The sequence below is a fragment of the uncultured Alsobacter sp. genome (genome assembly GCF_945952055.1).
Lineage (GTDB): Bacteria > Pseudomonadota > Alphaproteobacteria > Rhizobiales > Beijerinckiaceae > Alsobacter.
On record NZ_CAMFHB010000007.1, the window covers coordinates 34,488 to 54,337 of the forward strand.

16 protein-coding genes are annotated in these 19,850 nt (G+C 70.3%); 7 read left to right on the forward strand and 9 right to left on the reverse strand.

Going from position 1 to position 19,850, the window contains the following annotated elements:
* Window positions 1–40 precede the first annotated feature (40 nt).
* From glcF to Q0Q47_RS07325, 3 genes are read right to left on the reverse strand one after another with little or no spacing between them, the layout of a single operon-like run.
* A complete protein-coding gene (gene glcF, locus Q0Q47_RS07315) occupies window positions 41–1,411 on the reverse strand; it encodes a glycolate oxidase subunit GlcF (RefSeq protein ID WP_293856727.1) in 1,371 nt (456 codons plus the stop codon).
* A 49-nt stretch (window positions 1,412–1,460) separates the two neighbouring features.
* Window positions 1,461–2,645, reverse strand: a complete 1,185-nt coding sequence (gene glcE, locus Q0Q47_RS07320; protein WP_293856730.1) for a glycolate oxidase subunit GlcE — start codon at window positions 2,643–2,645, stop codon at window positions 1,461–1,463.
* 31 nt (window positions 2,646–2,676) lie between these two features.
* Entirely contained in the window at window positions 2,677–4,113 is a 1,437-nt protein-coding gene (locus Q0Q47_RS07325; protein ID WP_293856733.1) for an FAD-linked oxidase C-terminal domain-containing protein, read from the reverse strand.
* A 163-nt stretch (window positions 4,114–4,276) separates the two neighbouring features.
* Between Q0Q47_RS07325 and Q0Q47_RS07330 the strand changes: the two genes are divergently transcribed.
* Window positions 4,277–5,212 carry a LysR family transcriptional regulator gene (locus Q0Q47_RS07330; RefSeq protein ID WP_293856736.1) on the forward strand — a complete coding sequence of 312 codons (936 nt, stop codon included), beginning with the start codon at window positions 4,277–4,279 and terminating at the stop codon, window positions 5,210–5,212.
* Between the two features lie 124 nt (window positions 5,213–5,336).
* Window positions 5,337–5,720, forward strand: a complete 384-nt coding sequence (locus tag Q0Q47_RS07335) for a cytochrome c family protein (RefSeq protein WP_293856739.1) — start codon at window positions 5,337–5,339, stop codon at window positions 5,718–5,720.
* On the opposite strand, the gene Q0Q47_RS07340 is transcribed toward Q0Q47_RS07335, so the two are convergent.
* Complete coding sequence (locus Q0Q47_RS07340) at window positions 5,717–7,012, reverse strand: DUF3422 family protein (protein ID WP_293856742.1); 1,296 nt, start codon at window positions 7,010–7,012, stop codon at window positions 5,717–5,719. The genes Q0Q47_RS07335 and Q0Q47_RS07340 overlap by 4 nt on opposite strands.
* Before the next feature lie 175 nt (window positions 7,013–7,187).
* On the opposite strand from Q0Q47_RS07340, the gene Q0Q47_RS07345 reads away from it, so the two are divergent.
* Genes Q0Q47_RS07345 through Q0Q47_RS07355 form a run of 3 tightly spaced genes read left to right on the forward strand, consistent with a single transcriptional unit; the run spans window position 7,188 to window position 10,131 of the window.
* A complete protein-coding gene (locus Q0Q47_RS07345; RefSeq protein WP_293856745.1) occupies window positions 7,188–7,982 on the forward strand; it encodes a (Fe-S)-binding protein in 795 nt (264 codons plus the stop codon).
* A 50-nt stretch (window positions 7,983–8,032) separates the two neighbouring features.
* Window positions 8,033–9,469, forward strand: coding sequence for a LutB/LldF family L-lactate oxidation iron-sulfur protein (locus Q0Q47_RS07350; RefSeq protein ID WP_293856748.1), 1,437 nt, complete (start codon window positions 8,033–8,035; stop codon window positions 9,467–9,469).
* Window positions 9,466–10,131, forward strand: a complete 666-nt coding sequence (locus tag Q0Q47_RS07355; RefSeq protein ID WP_293856751.1) for an LUD domain-containing protein — start codon at window positions 9,466–9,468, stop codon at window positions 10,129–10,131. Before Q0Q47_RS07350 ends, Q0Q47_RS07355 begins: the two co-directional genes overlap by 4 nt.
* Here Q0Q47_RS07355 and Q0Q47_RS07360 read toward each other — a convergent pair.
* From Q0Q47_RS07360 to Q0Q47_RS07380, 5 genes are all read right to left on the reverse strand, one after another.
* Window positions 10,121–10,723 (reverse strand): maleylpyruvate isomerase N-terminal domain-containing protein, encoded by a 603-nt coding sequence (locus Q0Q47_RS07360; protein WP_293856754.1) that lies wholly within the window; start codon window positions 10,721–10,723, stop codon window positions 10,121–10,123. The genes Q0Q47_RS07355 and Q0Q47_RS07360 overlap by 11 nt on opposite strands.
* Window positions 10,720–11,811, reverse strand: coding sequence for a cupin domain-containing protein (locus Q0Q47_RS07365; protein ID WP_293856757.1), 1,092 nt, complete (start codon window positions 11,809–11,811; stop codon window positions 10,720–10,722). The genes Q0Q47_RS07360 and Q0Q47_RS07365 overlap by 4 nt, the downstream gene beginning before the upstream one ends.
* A 42-nt stretch (window positions 11,812–11,853) precedes the next feature.
* Window positions 11,854–13,965 carry an ABC transporter ATP-binding protein/permease gene (locus Q0Q47_RS07370; RefSeq protein ID WP_293856760.1) on the reverse strand — a complete coding sequence of 704 codons (2,112 nt, stop codon included), beginning with the start codon at window positions 13,963–13,965 and terminating at the stop codon, window positions 11,854–11,856.
* Window positions 13,966–14,061: 96 nt separating this feature from the next.
* Window positions 14,062–14,937 (reverse strand): HAD family hydrolase, encoded by an 876-nt coding sequence (locus tag Q0Q47_RS07375; RefSeq protein ID WP_293856763.1) that lies wholly within the window; start codon window positions 14,935–14,937, stop codon window positions 14,062–14,064.
* A gap of 73 nt (window positions 14,938–15,010) precedes the next feature.
* Complete coding sequence (locus tag Q0Q47_RS07380) at window positions 15,011–16,660, reverse strand: EAL domain-containing protein (RefSeq protein WP_293856766.1); 1,650 nt, start codon at window positions 16,658–16,660, stop codon at window positions 15,011–15,013.
* 367 nt (window positions 16,661–17,027) lie between these two features.
* Here Q0Q47_RS07380 and Q0Q47_RS07385 point away from each other — a divergent pair, with 367 nt between their 5' ends.
* Both Q0Q47_RS07385 and Q0Q47_RS07390 read left to right on the forward strand, forming a co-directional pair.
* Window positions 17,028–18,377 carry an aspartate aminotransferase family protein gene (locus Q0Q47_RS07385; RefSeq protein WP_293856769.1) on the forward strand — a complete coding sequence of 450 codons (1,350 nt, stop codon included), beginning with the start codon at window positions 17,028–17,030 and terminating at the stop codon, window positions 18,375–18,377.
* Window positions 18,378–18,486: 109 nt separating this feature from the next.
* Window positions 18,487–19,839 (forward strand): L,D-transpeptidase family protein, encoded by a 1,353-nt coding sequence (locus tag Q0Q47_RS07390; RefSeq protein WP_293856772.1) that lies wholly within the window; start codon window positions 18,487–18,489, stop codon window positions 19,837–19,839.
* Window positions 19,840–19,850: the final 11 nt, after the last annotated feature.

Consider the following 19,850-nt stretch of genomic DNA (forward strand, 5'->3'; position numbering starts at 1 on the left):
AATAATGTGTTTGCAACGCCCGCGCGAACACTCCCCGGTGTCATTCGGCCGCGACGGGCGGAGCCAGCGCGGGACCCTCGGCGAAGCCCGCCTCGTGCAGGGTCTCCGGCAAGGGACCGCCGAGCGCCCAGTCGATGAGTTCGACCGTGTGGACGACCCTGACCGCGCTGCCCCCGTCGGCCAGCCCCTTCCCGATCTGGGTCATGCACCCGATGTTGCCGGTGGCCACGATCTCCGGCCGGGTCCGGACGATGTTGGCGACCTTGCGCTCGCGCAGGCGGCCCGCGATCTCGGGCTGGAGGATGTTGTAGACCCCGGCCGAGCCGCAGCAGATGTGGCCTTCCGGCACGTCGCGCACGGTGAAGCCGGCCTGCTTGAGCAGGCGCTTCGGCAGGTCGGTGATCTTCTGGCCGTGCTGCATCGAGCAGGCGGAGTGATAGGCGACCACCTGCCCCGTCCGCCGGGAGGGCTCGGGCAGGCCGATGCGGTCCAGGTACTCGGTGACGTCGACCGCGAGGGCCGAGACGCGGGCGGCCTTCTCGGCATAGGCCGGGTCGTCCCGGAACATGAACCCGTAGTCCTTCACGGTCGTGCCGCAGCCCGACGCCGTGATGACGATGGCGTCGAGGCCGGCCGTCTCGATCTCGTGGGTCCAGGCGTCGATGTTGCGCCGGGCGGCGGCGTGGGAGTCGTGGTCGCGGCCCATGTGGTGGACGAGCGCACCGCAGCACCCTTCCCCGCGCGGCAGGACGACCTCCACGCCGAGGCGGTTCAGGAGGCGGATGGCCGCCTCGTTGATCGAGGGCTGCAGCACGGGCTGGGCGCAGCCCGACAGCATGGCGACGCGCCCGGTGCGCGGCACCGCCGGCGCGAAGGACGCCGGCCCCTCCATCGTCGAGCGCGCCGGCAGGCGCAGCGGGGCAAGGGCGAGCATCGCCGCCAGGCGCTCGCCGACGACCGGAAGCCGCCGCAGGATCGGGCGGAACGGCTTGCCCACCAGCGCGCCGAGCAGGGCGAAGCGGAACCGCATGGGGTGCGGCAACACCGCGGCCAGCACGCGCCGGATCAGGCGGTCGGCGAGAGGCCGCTCGTAGGTCTGCTCGATGTAGCTGCGGGCATGATCCACGAGGTGCATGTAGTGGACGCCGGACGGACAGGTCGTCATGCAGGACAGGCAGGACAGGCACCGGTCGATGTGCTTCACCACCTGGGGCGTCGCGGGCCGCTGGTTCTCCAGCATGTCCTTGATCAGGTAGATGCGCCCGCGGGGGCTGTCGAGCTCGTCGCCGAGGAGGAGGTAGGTCGGGCAGGTCGCCGTGCAGAACCCGCAATGGACGCAGGTCCGCAGGATCTTCTCGGAGCTGCGCATGGCCGGGTCGGCGAGCTGGTCCGGCGTGAAATGGGTCTGCATGATCTGGTCCTCGTCGCCGAAGGCGGCGCCCGCGTCGTCAATCAGGATGTCAGAGGCCGGCGTACATGCGGCCCGGGTTCAGAATGCCGGCCGGGTCGAAACTCGCCTTGACCCCCGCCGTCAGCGCCGCGATGCCGGCGGCCGGCGGATCGAAGACGGGCGCGCTCGCACGCACCTCCGCAGGGGCCCGCACCAGGGTGGCATGGCCGCCCGATCCCACGAGCGCGGCACGAACGGCCGCGACGCCGGCATCGGACGCGGACGTCCCCACCCAGACGAGTCCGCCGCCCCAGTCGTAGACATGACGGAAGGGCAGCATCTCCGAAAGGCCGGCAACGAAAGCCGCGGCCTTCGACGGTGCGATCGAGACGCGCCAGACCGCGGCGTCGCGCGGCTCCGCCAGAAAGGTCGCGTCCCTGATGCCCCGCCACAAGGCCGCGACCACGTCGCCCTCGAGCACGTCCGCCCGGCCGAAGCCCGACAGGAGCCGCCGCAGCTCACCCATCCTGTAGGCCACGGATGCGGGAAAGCCCTCGAGGCGGAGCAGCGTCTTGGGAACGCGCTCGATGACGCCGGGAAGATGGGCCGCGCCGGAGACCTCGAACGGGGAGCCGAGGCCCTGCGACAGGGCGTCGATGGCCCGACGGTCGTCGAGCCCGTGCAGCACCAGGGTCGCGGTGTGCGCGGGAGCCGGCGACACCTTGAAGGTGATCTCCGTGAAGACGGCGAGGGTGCCCCAGGACCCCGCGAGGAGACGCGCGAGATCGAGGCCCGTCACGTTCTTCATGACGCGCCCGCCCGACACCACCTCCTCGCCGCGCCCGTTGACCATCTTCACGCCGATCAGGGAGTCGCGGCACGCACCCGCCGCGATGCGGCGCGGGCCGGAGAGGTTTGCCCCGACGAGCCCGCCCACGGTCGGCTCGCCAACCGAGCCCAGGAGCGCGCGGTAGTCGAGCGGCTCGAACGGCAGCATCTGGCCGCGCTCGGCGAGCGTCCGCTCGATCTCCGCCAGCGGTGTTCCCGACCGGGCGGCGATGACGAGCTCGGCGGGTTCGTAGAGGGTGATCCCCGCCATGCGTCGCGTCGACAGGGTGCTCGCCGCCTGGGCCGGACGGCCCATGGCGGCTTTGGTCCCGCCGCCCTCGACGGCGAGCGGCGTGCGCGCCTCGGCGGCGGCACGCATGATGGCGGCCGTTTCCGGGGCGTCGGCGGGAGTCAGGACATCGGTCATGGACAATCCGGGCAGGAGGGCCGTCGGTGGATCAGGCGGCGATACGCCCGTCGAGCGGGAAGACCTTGGCGGGGTTCAACAGCCATCCACGGTCGAAGACCGCCCTCACCCGCATCTGCTGCGCGAGGTCCGTCTCGGTGAACTGAAAGCGCATCAGGTCCCGCTTCTCGATTCCGACGCCGTGCTCGCCCGTCAGGCAGCCGCCCACCTCGACGCACAGGCGCAGGATGTCGTTGCCCGCCTCCTCCGCCTTGCGCGCCTCCTCGGGGTCGTTGACGTTGTAGAGGATGAGCGGATGCAGGTTGCCGTCGCCGGCATGGAAGACGTTCGCCACGCGCAGGTTGTAGCTGCTGACGATCTCGGCCATCCGGCGCAGCACGAAGGGCAACTGGCCGGTCGGGATGGTGCCGTCCATGCAGATGTAGTCGGCGATGCGCCCCGTCGCGCCGAAGGCCGACTTTCGGCCCTTCCAGATGGCGGCCGTCTCCATGGCGGACTTCGATTCCCGGACGGTCTGGACGCCGTGCTCCCGCGCAATGGCGACGATGCGGGCGAGCGTCGCGTCCATCTCCGCGTCCGATCCCTCGACCTCGATGATCAGCAGGGCTTCGACGTCCAGCGGGTAGCCCGCCTTGGCGAAGGCCTCGCAGATCTCGATCGCGGGCTTGTCCATGAACTCCATGGCGACGGGCACGATGCCGGACCCGATGATCGCCGCCACGGCCGAACCGGCCTGCTCGCTCGACGGAAAGCCGAACAGAACCGGCCTCGCCCCTTCCGCCGCCCGCAGGATGCGCAGCGTCGCCTCGGTGACGACGCCGAGCTGGCCCTCGGAGCCCACCACCAGCGCCAGGAGGTCGTAGCCCGGGGAGTCGAGGGCATCGCCCCCGATCTCCACGATGGTGCCGTCCATCAGCACCATGCGCACGCCCAGCACGTTGTTGGTCGTGACGCCGTATTTGAGGCAATGGGCCCCGCCGGAGTTCATGCCGATGTTGCCGCCGATGGTGCAGGCCAGCTGCGACGACGGATCGGGCGCATAGAAGAAGCCTTCCGCCGAGACGGCCGCGCTGACGGCGAGATTGGTGATGCCGGCCTGCACGCGGATGGTGCGATCGCCGAAATTCACGTCCAGCACGCGGTTCATCTTGGCGAGGCCGAGGACGACGGCGTCCTCCTGGGGAATGGCTCCCCCGCACAGCGACGTGCCGGCCCCGCGGGGCACGACCTTCACGCCCTCTCGGTGGCAATAGGCCAGGACGGCCGCCACCTCTTCCGTGGTCGTGGGCAGGACGACGCCGAGCGGCATCCGGCGATAGGCCGTGAGGGCATCCGTCTCGAAGGCGCGGCACTCGTCCTCGGTGGTCACCAGCGATTCGGCCGGAACGAGCCGTCCCAGATCCGCCAGGATGGCGGCCCGCCGGGCAATGATGCCCGCATCCGGTGCGGGAAAAGCGATGCCGGCCATGGCGTCTCCTCTATCGACCTCTCGCGCGGCACCTCGGACGCCCCGCTGGCGAACACAATACCTGAACGCCCCGCACCCTTGCAGTGCGGCACGCGAGCGAAGATTATTTCCCCCACGGATAAAATCGAGCCCCGCCTTGGCCGGGCCGTGGAGTGCCGGCGGCATGAACACCCTCGCAGACCTCGACATTTTCGCGCGGGTGGTCACCGCGGGATCGATGTCCGCGGCGGGCCGCGAACTCGGCTACTCGCCCGCGGTGATCTCCAAGAGGATCCGCAAGCTGGAGGAGCGGCTGGGGATCCGGCTCCTGCAGCGCACCACCCGGCAGATCGCCATGACCGAGGCCGGCCAGGGCTTCTACGAACGCGTCGTCGCCATCCTGGCCAGCGCGGAGGAAGCCGAGGCCTGGGTCTCCCGCTCGTCCTCGGCCGTTCGGGGGGTGCTGCGGGTATCGGCGCCGACATCCTTCGGCCGGCTGCACGTCGCCCCGCACCTGGCGCCGTTCCTGGACGATCATCCCGAACTGACCGTCGAACTGGCGCTGTCGGACGCCTTCGTCGACATCGTGGGGGAAGGCTTCGACCTCGCCATCCGCATCGCGGACCTCCAGGACTCCAGCCTCGTGGCGCGTCGGCTCGCCTCCAATCATCGGCTTCTCGTGGCCACCCCCGCCTATCTCGCCGCCCGCGGGGCGCCCGCCTCGATCGCCGACCTGCAGCGCCATCGCCTGCTGACGCACAATGCCGACCAGTGGCGCCTGGAGGGTCCGGACGGCCCCGCCGCGGTGCGCGTGGCCAGTCCCCTGCGGACCAATTCGAGCGAGGTGGTCCGCGAAGCGGTCCTCGCCGGAGCCGGGATCGCGCTGCGCTCCACCTGGGACGTGGGCCCCGAACTGCGCAGCGGCCAGCTCGTGCAGGTCCTGCCGGGATGGGGAGGCTCGCGCCGCGTCGCCATCTACGCGGTCTATCCCTCCCGTCGCCACCTGGCGCAGAAGGTGAGGGTCTTCATCGATCACCTCGCGGCCCTATATGGTCCCACGCCGGCCTGGGACGAAGGCCTGGGCTGGCTTACCGGGGAGGCGGCCGGACGCACGGCGTGACATGCAAAGGGCCGCACGCGACATCGGCGCGCGTGCGACTTGGTACCAACTTACGCTCGGGCTCAGCCGTGCTAGAGAAGCCTCGCGAATCCGCCTTCCGCACACCCAAGGTCAGGAAACGACAATGAAGACAATCGCCACAAGCATCGCTGCTCTGTTGCTCACTGCCACCGCCGCCTCGGCCCAGGATGTCGCCGCGGGCGAGAAGTCCTTCCTCAAGTGCCGGGCCTGCCATCAGATCGGCGAAACCGCCAAGAACGCCGTGGGCCCCGTGCTCAACGGCCTGATCGGCCGCAAGTCCGGCTCGGTCGAAGGCTACAGCTACTCTGAGGCGAACAAGAACTCGGGCATCACCTGGGACGAGGCCACCTTCCGCGAATACATCAAGAACCCGAAGGCCAAGATCCCGGGCACGAAGATGATCTTCGCCGGCATCCAGCAGGACGCCGAGATCGACAACCTCATCGCCTATCTCAAGCAGTTCGGGCCGGACGGCAAGAAGCTCTAATCGCCGTCATTGCCCTGTCGGATGCGCCGGACGATCAGCGCGACGACGAGGATCACCAGGGGAACGGCGGCGGCCGTCGCCGTTCCCGGGTCCAGGGGAAGCCAGCCCACGTCCTTGGCGCCCTTGAACACGTAGGACAGCAGGCCGATCACGTAGTAGCTGATCGCCGCGACCGAGAGCCCCTCGACCGTCTGCTGCAGCCTGAGCTGCAGGCGCGTGCGGTCGTTCATGGCGCTGAGCAGGTCGCGATTCTGCCTCTCGATCTCCACGTCGACGCGCGTGCGCAGCAGGTTGGCGGACCGGCTGAGCTTCTCGGCGAGCTGGGCCTGCCGCTTTTCCAGAACCGCGCAGGTTCGCATGGCCGGGCTCATGCGCCGGGACAGGAAGTCCGCGAAGGTCGTCCACCCCTCCACGCTCCGCTCGCGGATCACCTGCAGGCGTTGCCGCACGATCTCGTCATAGGCCCGGCTTGCCGCGAACCGGTAGCCCGAGGCCGCGGAGTCGGCCTCCACCGTCGCGGCGAGCCCGGTGAGCTCGTCCAGGAGGCGATGATCGGCGTCGAGCCCGCCGCCGGCGGCCATCTCGTTGGCGATGCGGGTCAACTGGTCCTCGACGGCCTTGACCCGCGGCGCCAGCGCCTGCGCCTCCGGCAGGCCGAGAAGGGCCAGCGTGCGGTAGGTCTCGATCTCGAGGAGCCGCTGGGACAGGGCACCGGCGCGGGCCGGCGTGAGCCCGTCGTCGATCATCAGGATGCGGACGAACCCCGCCGGGTCGGCCCGGAAGTCCGACGCGATGACCGCCCCCTCGTTGTCGACGCGCGACACGGCGAGGCTGGCGCTGTCGAACAGCGAGGCCATGTCCGGCAGGCCGGGTGACCGCTTCATGAGATGCAGGTCGATGGCCGCCAGCAGCGGCCCCGGCTGCGGCAGGGCCTTCATCACGTAGGCGAGCACGCCCGAGGCCGGGGAAAACGGCAGGTCGGCGGCGCCGTCGAGCTCCCAGGTGTAGGTCGTGAACTCGGCGTGGAGTTCCCAGCGCAGCGCGCCCTGCGGCATCACCAGGTAATGGTGGCGGGCCGAGTCGCTGGGCACCGGCAGGCCCCGCGCCGTGCAGAAGGCGGCCAGCGCCGCGCGATCGGCGCCCGGCTGGGTGCCGCCCGTCATGAAGGCGAAATGCAGGAACCGGCGCGGCGTCGAGATGGGGTGAAACGGCCGGGCGTGCACCTCGCCCAGCACGCTGTCGCGCGACGGATGACTGACGAGCGAGAAGGAATCGGGAGCATCATCGGTCATGGGCGGCGCCGCATCGGTCCTGGCCGGCGCCGAGGCTGCGCCGGTTACGTTCCGCGAATATAGGGCACCGCCAGAGCTTGGGCAGGGTCGGCCTGCGACGGCTCTGCGATTGCGGCCTTCCATGCACACCGTTAAGGTCCGCCGCCGACAAGAAGACACCCGGAGACGCCCGTTCATGGCGCCACATTCTGCCTCCTCCCCGCCGTCCAGGCCGCGCGTCGCCCTGTTCGCGACCTGCCTGGTCGATCTCATGCGGCCCAGCGTGGGGTTCGCGGCGCTGAAGCTCCTGGAGGATGCCGGCTGCATCGTCGACGTGCCGAACCAGACCTGCTGCGGCCAGCCGGCCTTCAATTCCGGCGACCGCGCCTCGGCCCAGGCCCTCGCGCTGCAGATGATCACGGCGTTCGAGGGCTTCGACTACGTCGTGGCGCCCTCCGGCTCCTGTGCCGGCCAGATCCGCCGCCACTACCCCGAGCTCTTCGAGGGCGACCCCAACCTGATCCGCCGCGCCGAGGCGGTCGCCGCCAAGACGTGGGAGCTCACGAGCTTCCTCGTCGACGTGATGAAGGTGGAGGCCGTCTCCGCCTCCGTGGCCGGCACGGCCACCTACCACGACAGCTGCTCGGGCCTGCGCGAGCTCGGCGTGAAGGCGCAGCCGCGCAAGCTGCTGGCCAGCGTCGAGGGACTGACGCTCACGGAGATGAACGAGAACGAGGTCTGCTGCGGCTTCGGCGGCACCTTCGCGGTGAAGTACGGCGAGATCTCGGACTCCATCGTCGGCAAGAAGGCCGGCAACGTGACGCAGAGCGGGGCGGCCATGCTGCTCGCCGGCGATCTCGGCTGCCTCATGAACATCGCCGGCAAGCTGTCGCGCGAAGGCAAGGCGGTCGAAGTCCGCCACGTCGCCGAAGTGCTCGCCGGCATGACCGACGAGCCGCCGATCGGCGTCCCGCCCCAAGGCGCCCGCTAACGTCGCCCGCTGACACCCTCGCTGCGTCCCGCGATCCCGGAAGTCGATCCATGACCTCTCACATCACCTCGCCGCAGTTCAAGGAGAACGCCAGCCGCGCGCTCGTCGACGCGCCGCTGCAGCAGGCGATGGGCAACGTCCGCGTCAACTTCATCGAGCGCCGGCGCGCCGCGGCCGAGAAGCTGCCCGAGTTCGAGGGCCTGCGCGACAGCGCCCGCGACATCAAGAACCACGCTCTCGAGCATCTCGACCTCTATCTCGAGACGTGGGAGCAGAACGTCACGAAGGCGGGCGGCCACGTGCACTGGGCCCGCACCGCGGAGGAAGCCCGCGAGGCGGTGCTCGCCATCTGCCGACGGGTGGGGGCGAAGACCGTCACCAAGGGCAAGTCGATGATCTCCGAGGAGATCTCGCTCAACACGGCGCTGGAGGCCGCGGGGATCAAGCCGGTCGAGACCGACCTCGGCGAGTACATCATCCAGCTGCGCGGCGAACTGCCGTCCCACATCATCGCGCCGGCCGTGCACCTGAACGCCACCCAGGTGGAAAGCGATTTCCGGCGGGTGCACACCCACCTCGATCCCAAGCGCGACCTGTCGCAACCCGTGCAGCTGCTCACCGAGGCGCGCGGCGTCCTGCGCGACCGGTTCCTGGCCGCCGACGTGGGGATCACCGGCGCGAACTTCCTCATCGCCGAGACCGGCACCTCGGTCATCGTCACCAACGAGGGCAACGGCGACCTCACCCAGATCCTCCCCAAGATCCACGTGGTCATCGCCTCGATCGAGAAGATCGTGCCGACGCTGGAGGACGCCTCGCAGATCCTGCGCGTGCTGGCGCGTTCGGCGACCGGCCAGGAGATGAGCGTCTACACGACGCTGTCGACGGGTCCGCGGCGGCCCGGCGACCCGGACGGCCCGGAAGAGTACCATGTGGTGGTGCTCGACAACGGCCGGTCCTCCATGCTGGGGACCGCCTTCCAGGACATGCTGCGCTGCATCCGCTGCGGCGCCTGCATGAACCACTGCCCGGTCTACCATGCGGTCGGCGGCCACGCCTATGGCTGGGTCTATCCGGGCCCGATGGGCGCGGTGCTGTCGCCGTCCCTGATCGGGGTGGACAAGGCCGGTCACCTGCCCAACGCCTCCACCTTCTGCGGGCGCTGCGAGAGCGTGTGCCCGGTGCGCATCCCCCTGCCGAAGATGATGCGGAGCTGGCGCGAACGCGAGTTCGAGCGGCACCTGTCACCGGCGACCGTGCGCGGCGGGCTCGCCTTCTGGTCGTTCTTCGCGCGCAGGCCGGGCCTCTACCGGCTGGCGACCCGGCTGGGCATGGGCGCCCTGGCCTGGTTCGGCCGCGACAAGGGCAAGTTCGCGTCCCTGCCCTTCGCATCGGGCTGGACCAAATACCGCGACTTCCCCGCGCCGCAGGGCGGGACGTTCCAACAGCGCTACCGTGACACACGCAAGCAGGGAGCCCGGCGATGAGCGCCCGCGACGACATCCTCGGCACCATCCGCCGCTCGCTGGGCGTCACCGGGCAGGAAGCGCCCCGCCGCTCCATCGTGGAGAACCGGCTGGCCCAGGCGCCGCGCGGCGTGATCCCGCAGCGTGGCCAGCTCGATCCGCAGGCGCGGGCCGCCCTGTTCCGCACCATGGCCGAAGCCGCTCTCGCCACCGTCGAGGAGGTCGAGAGCCTCGACAAGGTGCCGGCCGCCGTCGCCGAATACCTGCGTCGCGGCAACCTGCCCGCGCGGGCCCGCGTGGGCGAGGCCCTGGCCGGACTGCCCTGGGGCGAGACTACCCTGGAGGTCGGCACCGGCCCCAGCGACGGACGCGACCTGATCGCCGTCAACCGCGCCTTCGCGGGCGCCGCGGAGACCGGCAGCATCGCGCTCGTCTCGGGTCCCGACAGTCCCACCACGCTGAACTTCCTGCCCGACTACGCGATCGCGGTGCTCAGGGAGAGCGAGATCGCCGGGGACTACGAGAGCGTCTGGGACCGTATCCGCGAGCGCTACGGCAAGGGCACGATGCCGCGCACGCTCAACTGGATCACCGGCCCGTCCCGCTCCGCCGACATCGAACAGACCATGCTGCTGGGCGCCCATGGCCCGCGCAGCCTGCACATCCTGGTGGTCAAGGACTGAGGCGGACCCGCGCGCCCTCGCCCCCGTGCGCCAGTGAATCCCTGAGGGCGGCCGGCGCATCGCGCAGCCTGCCGCCATTGGCGAGATCGACGGCGCCGGTCCACAAGGCCTGGGCTCTGAGCACGGCCGTGTCACGCACGAGGCCGGCGCCCGGCAGTCCGGCCACGGCGAGGTCCCACTGGCCGTCCGTGAGGTCGCGCCAGACAACGTCCAGATGCACGTCCGCGTGGCTCGCGAGGTGTCGCAGCGCCCGGACCGGAAGCGTCTCGGCGAGATCGAGCGCCGCCTCGTCGGTGTCGGCGATCTCGTCCGGGACCTTGCCCGCGGCCAGCGTGATGGCCTGGGCGAAGGCCCGGGCCTGCAGCGCCGAAGCGGCGACCAGGCGCCGACGCGACCACCCGGGCCTGGCCGAAGGCGCGTCGAGGTCGGCATCGGCCAGTTCGTTGAGCTTGCGCGAGAAATAGGCCCGGCCCAGCCGGGCCCACTGCAGGGGGACCGCCGGCGCGGCGGCCGCGTCGTAGCGGGCGCCGGGGCCCTGGCGGGCGCGCAAGGCCGCCCGCGCGTCCTCGAGCGGGTCCCGGCGATCGGTCACGCAGGCTGGCCTTCGACCCGCACGCGGTCGAAATGCAGGCGCTCCACGATGGGCGCGTCGGAGAAGTGGAACAGGTCGAACGTCGTCTCGGACTGCAGCGACCACGACACCCAGCTCGGCACGACGAAGATGTCGCCCTTCTCCAGCCGGTGCGTCTCGCCGCCCAGCACCACGGCCCCATGCCCCTCGAAGACCTGGAAGACCGAGGAGCCGACCTCCTGGCGCGCCGGGGTCTGCACGCCCGGCCGCAGGCGATGGAACTGGGTACGGATCGTCGGCATCACGTCGCCACCCGTCGTCGGGTTCACGTAGCGGATGGCGGCATGGCCCTGCTCGACGGTGGCCGGATGCCCCTCGTCCTCCAGGAGCAGCTGCTCGGTCAGGGCGCGGTCGGTATGCTCCCACCGGTAGGCCCCGATGGGCGAGGCGACGGTGTTCTGGAGCGCCGACAACGGCCGCAGCCCGGGATGGCACCACAGGCGCTCGCTGCGCGAGACCATCGGCGTGGCGTAGTCGGTCACCCGCTCGGCGCCGAACTCGAAGAAGCCGACGTCGTTGGCGTAGGTGAAGGGGATGTCGAGGCCGTCGATCCACGCCATCGGCGCGTCGCGGTCATTGTGATGGCCGTGGAAGCACCATCCGGGCGTGAGCAGCAGGTCACCCCGGCTCATCCGGACGGGATCGCCGTTGACGACCGTCCAGACGCCCTCCCCCTCGACCACGAAGCGGAAGGCGTTCTGGGAGTGCCGGTGCTCGGGCGCCGTCTCGCGCGGGCCGAGATACTGGATGGCGCACCACAGCGTCGGCGACACGTAGGCGACACCGCCCAGGCCCGGATTGGCCAGCCCGATCGCGCGCCGCTCGCCGCCCCGGCCGACCGGCACGAGGTCGCCGGACCGCTGGGCCAATGGATAGAGATCGGACCAGCGCCAGACATGCGGCACCGCCTTCGGGCGCGGATGCCGGGGCATGAGGTCCCCGGTCTGCGTCCAGAGCGGATTGAGGTGGTTCGCCTTGAAGTCGGCGTAGAGCTGGGCGAGCGCGGGCGTGTCGTCCGGCAGCATGGCGTTGTGCGGCTTGTCGTCCATCAGGCGGTCCCCTCCGACGCCCGGCCGGTGCGAAACCGGCCGTCAGGCGCTGGCGCGTTGTTCCGCGTCGCCGGGCGCGAAGGTCCCGTCGCCCTGCGGCTTCATCTCCACGTGGCGCCGATGCAGGGCCTGGAGCGTCGACCGGTGGCCGATGGACACGATGGTCGTGGAGGGCAGCGCCTCGGGCAGCATGCGGTAGAGCGCGGCCTCGGTGGTCTCGTCGAGCGCCGAGGTCGCCTCGTCGAGGAAGAGCCAGTCGGGCTTGGCCAGCAGCGCCCGGGCCATGGCGAGACGCTGCTGCTCGCCGCCGGACAGGCGCTGGCCCCAGGCCTCCTCGTCGTCCAGGCGGTTCACCAGGTCCGGCAGCCGCGCCGCGGCGAGCGCCTCCTTGATCGCCGCGTCGGTATAGGTGCCCGACACGGACGGATAGGTGACCGCGCCGCGCAGCGTGCCCAGCGGCAGGTAGGGCCGCTGGGGCAGGAGCATCATGCTCGATCCCTGGGGCACGGCGATGTTGCCCTGGCCATACGGCCAGATCCCGGAAATGGCGCGCAACAGCGTGGACTTGCCGGAGCCGGAGGGCCCGGTGATCAGCGTGGCCTCGCCGCGGTGCAGGTCGAGCGCACCGGCGGACACGATCTGCCGGCCATCGGGAAGCCTGAGGGCGAGGTCGCGGACGGTGAGATCGGCGGCGCTGCCCTGTTCGATGGCGATGCGGGGCGGCGTGCGGCCGAGTTGCCGGGCGGCCTCGATCGAACCGTGGAACGTCGTGAGACGATCGATCACCGCCTTGTAGTCCGCCAGGGTGACGTAATAGTTCAGGAAGAAGGTGAGCGCGCCCTCGACCCGCCCGAAGGCACCGGCCGTCTGGGTCAGCGTGCCGAGCTGCACCTTGCCGAGGAAGTAGAACGGGGCGGCGATCACATAGGGGATGATCGGGCTGATCTGGCCGTAGCCGGCGGTGAAGGCCATCAGCCGCTTGCGCAGGTTCACGATCTGCCAGAAGTTCCCGATCACCGACCCGAAGCGGTTCATGACGATCTGACGCTCGGCGCGTTCGCCGTCCAGCAGCGCAACCTGCTCGCTGTATTCGCGCAGGCGCGCCAGCGAGAAGCGGAAGTCGGCCTCGTAGCGCTGCTGCCGGAAGTTCAGGCCCACGAGGGACCGCCCGATCAGGTGCGTGATGAGGGTGCCGATGCCGGCATAGACGAGCGCCACCCAGAACAGCAGGCCGGGGATGACGATCTCCGTGCCGGGGATGGTGAAGCTCGATGAGATCGTCCACAGGATGATCGAGAACGACACCAGCGACGACACCGTCGCCAGCAGCTGGATCGAGAAGCCGTAGGTGCTGTCGATGAAGCGGTCGATGTCGACGGCGATGCGCTGGTCCGGGTTGTCGGCGGCGTTGCCCGCCAGGGCCATGCGGTAGTGGGTGCCCTCGCCCAGCCATTCGCCGACGAACCGGTCCGTCAGCCATTGGCGCCAGCGGATCGTCAGGCCCGACTGCAGCACGTATTCGACGATGGCGCTGACGATGTAGATGGCGGCCCAGAACAGGAAGACCGTGTAGAGCAGCGACCAGAACAGCTCCTGGTTCTTCTCCTGGATGGCGTTGAACCAGTCGCGGTTGAAGAAGGACAGCCTGACGTTGATGGCGACCTGGGCCTGGTTGATGAGCACCAGCGTCACGATGGCGATGCGGGCCAGCGTCGCCTCTTTCATCCGGATCGTCCCGACGGGCCAGAACGTCGCCACGCCCACTTCGCGGGTGTCGAAATACAGGTCGGCGATGCGCATGATCGTGCGGATCACCGGGATGTGGGAGATCGCGAAGACGATGATGCCGAAGATGCCGACGGTGACCGGCAGGCTGGAGGGCGGGACGAAGCCGGCCAGCGCCTCGGGCCAGATGCCGGCCTTGGTCAGCAGGCTGATCGCCCCGAAGCCGATGTACTCGATCGAGAAGATGGTCAGGAAGACCTTGAGGAACGACGAGATGGGTCCCGATCGAAACACCGCCGCGGCGAGCAGGAGCCCCACCACGCCCAACCCCTGGAGGGAGCGGTCGCCCCAGGCTGTGCCGAAGCCGCCAGCGATGGCGGCGAAGGCGAGGACGGCGAGTGCGAGGAGGGCCAGTCGCGATGAGGTCATGGGTCGTCTCTCGAGGGAACCCCGGTCGGGGCCGAATCAAGCCCTAGCACGCGCCCCGTCGCCGACCAATGCGATCACGCCCGCCCGTCGCGCGCTTTACCACACAAGCTTGTCAATGGCCGCGGTCGGCCGGACCGACGCCTGCGCCAGGAAGCGGGACAACCGCGCGTCGTCGAGCCGGGCATCGGCGAGGCCGAGCTCGTGCACGTGTATGCCGCGCGCGACGAACAGGCTGTCGATCCCCAGGCCCACGGCGCCGGTGACATCGGTGCGCAGTGCGTCGCCGATGGCCAGCACGCGCGGCAGCGGCGTCTCCTGCTTGCGGATCGAGGCCCCGACGTTGAGCGCCGCGTCGTACACGGGCCGGAAGGGCTTGCCGGCGTAGCGCACCGTGCCGCCGATCGCCGCATAGGCCTCGGCCAGCGCACCCGCGCAGTAGATGATGTCCTTGCCCCGCTCCACCACGAGGTCGGGGTTGGCGCACAGGAAGTCCATGTTGCGGGCCAGCGCGCCGGCGAGGTAGTCGCGATAGTGGTCCGGCGTCTCGACGGTGTCGTCGAGCAGGCCGGTGCACACGATCGTGCCGGCTTCCTCGAAGGGCACCGGTCCCGTGGCGAGCCCCTCGAACAGCGGCCAGTCCCGGTCGGGCCCGAGCCAGCAATAGGGCCGGTCCGCCTCCTCGATCATGCTGCGCGTGACGTCGCCCGACGTGACGATCCCGTCCCAGGACTCGCGGATGACCTTCAGCCCGTCGAGATAGGGAACCACCTCGATCGCGGGCCGCGGGGCGTTGGACACGAGAACGACCGTACCGCCCCGCGCGCGAAAGCGCTTCAGCGCCTCGCCGGCGCCGGGGTGCGCCTGGACGCCGTCGTGCAGCACGCCCCAGATGTCGCACAGGATGAGGTCGTAGGCGTCGAGAAAGGACGACACGCCGTGCAGCACGGGAGGAAACCCTGAGGAAACGGACATGCGCTCTTCCCTGTGCGGGGCGACCCTCGGCCGCTCCATCAGGAGGCGCGCCTACCGGCCGGGCGGCCGAGTGTCAAGCGGTGGTGCGCCGCAGGAAGGAGCGCAGGGACGCGCGCTTCGGCGGCGCTTCGGGCGGCGGCGCGGCCTGCTGCGCGCTTGCCGCGGCAGCCTCCTGGGCGGCCTGCGCCTCGGGCAGCGGCGGCGGATCCTGGGTGATGACGTCCTTGCGCACGGGGCGCGGGCCGGCGAAGACGTCGCCCTGGCCCAGCGTGGCGCCGTAGTCCATGAGCTCGAGGGCCATCTCCTCGTTCTCGACCTCGCAGACGATCATGGCGATCCCCTGCCGCGTCAGGAAGCCCGCCAGGTCCGCCGGATGGATCTCCGCGGGAACCGTTCCCTCCGCCGCGGCGAGGAGGAGCGCAGCCGGGACCTTGACGAAACGGATGCCCCGCCGCGCCAGCCCGTGCGGATCGATCCGCAGGTCCTCGACGCCGTCGACCAGAAGCTTCACGCCCAGCGCCCGCACCGCGTCCATGGCCTCGATCTGGCCGGGCGACGCCATCAGGAAGGGATCGTGCGCGATGCGCAGCACCAGCCTGGTGCCGACCGACTGGCCTTCCGACACCAGGTCGGAGAGCACCTCGAAGTAGCCGCGATCCGCCAGGCTCGCGAGCGAGACGGGACAGACCACCGCGACCTCCCGCTCCCGGGCGGCCAGATGCCGGATGACCTTCACCACCTGCCGAAGCACGTTGATGTCGTAGACGGAGCTGACCCCGAGCCGCCATGCGATCTCGGCGAGCTCGTCGCCCTGGGTCGCCCCGCCCTCCACTTCCTTGACCCGCGGCAGGGCCTCGTAGAGGCGGATCTTGCGCTGGGGCAGCGTGACCACCGACTGCAGGAACAGGTCGATCCCGGCGCCCGTCACGACGGCCCGCTTCGCCACGTTGCTGGCTTCGCGCACAGGCGGCGGCTGGGGCGCAGGCGGCGGCTGGACGGGCGCGGCAAGGGGCGCCGGAGTCGGCACGGGCGTCGGCGCGGGCGCCGGGCGCTGCGCAGCGGCAGGCTCGGCGACCGGCCCCCGCGCGGCCTGCGGGGTGGTCGGGACCGGGCGGTCCACGGGCGGCTCGACGGCGGGAGCCCGGCTGTCCAACGGTTCGTCGCGCGTCGCCTGCAGGGGCTTCGGCGCATGGGGGAGTGAAGGCTGGGAGGGCCCGGCGAACAGTTCGGCCTCGTGCAGGGCGACAGCCTCGGCGAGATCGCGCACGACGGAGCCGACCATGTCGAGCTCGCTCGCCACGGCGGCGACGGTGTCGCGGGTCCGTTCCAGGGCCTGCCGGTCGAGTTCCGTGATCCGCTGGTCGATCTGCCAGATGCGCTGGGCCAACGTGCGCAGCCCGGCCTCGACCGCTTCGAGCCGGGACGCCAAGGCCGGATCCGCCGCGCCGGCATGAAACGGCGGGGCGGCATGAAACGACGGTCCGGCGTGCGTGGAGGGAGCCAGGGCGGCCGAGGCGGAGGGCAAGCGAACCCGGCCGGGCTTCAGGCGGCGCATCGAAGCGGCGACGAGGGGCAGCTGTACGCCCAGGCTCGCCACCCCGGCCAGCAAGGCGAAGGGCCAGTTCAGGCCAAACCAGGCCCACAGCATCAGTCCGATGCCGACCGACACCGTGACGACGACGCCGCCAATGGCCGTGACCTGGAGCCGGTTGCCCAAGTTCAAGCTGCTCCTGTCCTCCAAAATATCCCTTGTCAAATTCCACGGCTTCGCAGAGACGGGACGAATCGACCCAAGGCCTCACCTTCACCTAGCGCCGCTTCCGCCGAAGCGACAACCGTGAAACGACGCGGGATCGGCCCTGCGCACCGCTTTCTCGCTTCAATTGCAAGACCATGCGGGCTCACGCACCGGAGAGCGTCTGCACCGACCGGTTGCACGGTTCTTCGGCTCATCGCCTCGACGGCCGCAGAATCTTCGATGCCGCGCGCGTGCGCTGCTCAAACTTCGCAGAGCCTGCCGGTCTGTCCGCCTTCCGCCACCGCCGCTGCTTTGCTAGGCTCGCGCCACGTCAACACTCAGGAGTCCGGCCATGTCGGCAGCCCACGAACAGTTCTCCGGCCGCGATGCGGCTCCCAATGACCTGGAGGCGTTCTGGCTGCCCTTCACGGCCAACCGCTCGTTCAAGAAGAACCCGCGGATGATCTCCGGCGCCAAGGACATGCACTACATCACGCCGGAGGGTCGCAAGATCCTCGACGGCGCGGCGGGGCTGTGGTGCTGCAATGCCGGCCACAACCGCAAGCCGATCGTCGAGGCGATCCAGAAGCAGGCGGCCGAGCTCGACTTCTCGCCGACCTTCCAGTTCGGCCACCCGAAAGCCTTCCAGCTCGCATCGCGCATCGCGCAGATGGCGCCCGGTGACCTCGACCACGTGTTCTACACGAACTCGGGATCCGAGGCCGTCGACACCGCCCTCAAGATCGCGCTGGCCTACTGGAACGCGCGGGGCCAGGGCCAGCGGACCCGCCTGATCGGCCGCGAGCGCGGCTATCACGGCGTGGGCTTCGGCGGCATCTCGGTCGGCGGCATCGTCAACAATCGCAAGTTCTTCGGCGGCCTGCTGACCGGCGTCGACCACCTTCCGCACACCTACAACCGCGCCGAGCAGGCCTTCTCGGTCGGCCAGCCGGAATGGGGCGCCCACCTGGCGGACGAGCTCGAGCGCATCGTCACGCTGCACGACGCCTCGACCATCGCCGCCGTGATCGTCGAGCCGATGGCCGGTTCCACCGGCGTGCTTCCGCCGCCCAAGGGCTACCTCGAGCGCCTGCGCGCCATCTGTGACAAGTACGGCATCCTGCTCATCTTCGACGAGGTGATCTCGGGCTTCGGCCGGCTGGGCACCGCGTTCGCCGCCGAGCGCTTCGGCGTGCAGCCGGACATGATCTGCTTCGCCAAGGCCGTGAACTCGGGCACCGTGCCCATGGGTGGCGTCATCGCCCGCAAGGGCATCTACGACACCTTCATGAAGGGTCCGGAGCACGTCATCGAGCTGTTCCACGGCTACACCTATTCGGGTCACCCGCTGGCCGCCGCCGCTGGCCTGGCGACGCTCGACCTCTACCGCGAGGAGGGGATGTTCGAGCACACGAAGGCCATCGAGCAGCGCTGGGCCGACGCCGTGATGACGCTGCGCAGCCTGCCCAACGTCCTCGACATCCGGACGCTGGGCCTCGTCGCCGGCATCGACCTCGCGTCCAGGCCGGACGCCTTCGGCCAGCGCGCCTTCGACGCGATGGACAAGGGCTTCCGCGACCACGACGTGATGATCCGCATCACCGGCGACACGCTGGCCTTGTCACCGCCGCTGATGATCACCGAGGCCCAGATCGACGAGCTGATCGACAAGGTGGGCAAGGTCATCCGCGCGGTGGCGTGACCGGGCGCGCGGCCCCGGCAAAGACGGGGCGTCCGGCTCGACCGAAAGCGGGACGGCATCGGCCGGCGATTCCGACGATTGCTTAACCATTCTCGTTCACCATGAGGGTGTGAACGCTCGTCTTGCCTCGCCCGGCGGTGCCGACCGCCCCTTCCGCCCGCTGCGGTTTGCCGCGGCGGCCCTGCTTCTCGCCAGTGCGGGCATGGCGTTCGCCAGCCCCTCGGCCGCGCAACAGCCGCCCGGCCCGGTCCAGACCGCGCCGGACGTGCAGGGGCCCGTGACGCCGGAGACCGCGCCCGCCGCGATCCCCAAGCCCAAGGTCGTCGCCAAGCCCGCGCCTCCGCCCGAGATCAAGATCTCGCAGGACCCGCGCCCGAGCTTCCATCCCGAGAGCGCGGCGATGATCGCGCAGGCCTCCCGCGCCTATGCCGCCATCGCCGAGCGCGGCGGCTGGGTTCCGGTGCCCGATGGGCCGGCGCTGAAGCCGGGCCAGGAAGGCGCCGCGATCCCCTTCGTCCGCGCCCGCCTCGCCGCCGAAGGAGAGCCCCTGGCGGATCTCGCCGGCCAGCGGCTCGACGCCGACCTCACGGCGGCCGTCCGCCGGTTCCAGCAGCGCTACGGCCTGCCCGAAACCGGCATCGTGGGGCCGGCGACGGTGAAGGCCATGAACGTGCCCGCGGCCGACCGCGCCAAGGCGCTGGGCTACTCCGCCGAACGCCTGGCGTCCTCAACCTTCGCCTTCGGCGATCGCTACGTGGCCGTGAACATTCCCTCCGCGGCGGTCGAGGCCATCGAGTTCAATGCCGTGGCGCGCCGCTACGTCGCGGTGGTCGGCGATCCGGCCCACCCCTCGCCGGTGGTGGAAGCCCGCATCGGCGCGATCAACCTGAACCCGACCTGGACGGTCCCGGTCTCGATCGTGAAGAACGAGATCATCCCGAAGATGCGCAAGGATCCGGGATACCTCGCCAAGTCGAAGATCCGCATGTTCGGCGCGTCGGGCCAGGAGATCGATCCGGCCCGTATCGACTGGTCGACCGAGCGCGCGGTGAACTACACCCTCAGGCAGGACTCCGGCACCGCCAACGCGCTCGGCCAGATCCGCATCGCGATGCCCAATCGGCATGCCGTCTACATGCACGACACGCCGTCGAAGCGCTTCTTCGGGCAGGATTTCCGATTCCTGTCGCATGGCTGCGTGCGGGTGGCAGGGGTCACGGACCTGGCGGCGTGGCTCGCCGAACCCTACGGCTTCGGCAAGGCGGCCATCGAGGCCGGCATCGCGGGCGGCGAACGGCGCGACATCGCCCTGCCCAAGCCGGTGCCGGTGGCCTGGGTGTACCTGACGGGCTTCGTGACCGCCGATGGAGCCATCCACTTCCGGAACGACGTCTACGGTCTCGACAAGCCCGATCCGCTGGACGAACTCGTGACGGCCACCATCGCCCAGCCGGTCCGCTGACGGGCCGGGCG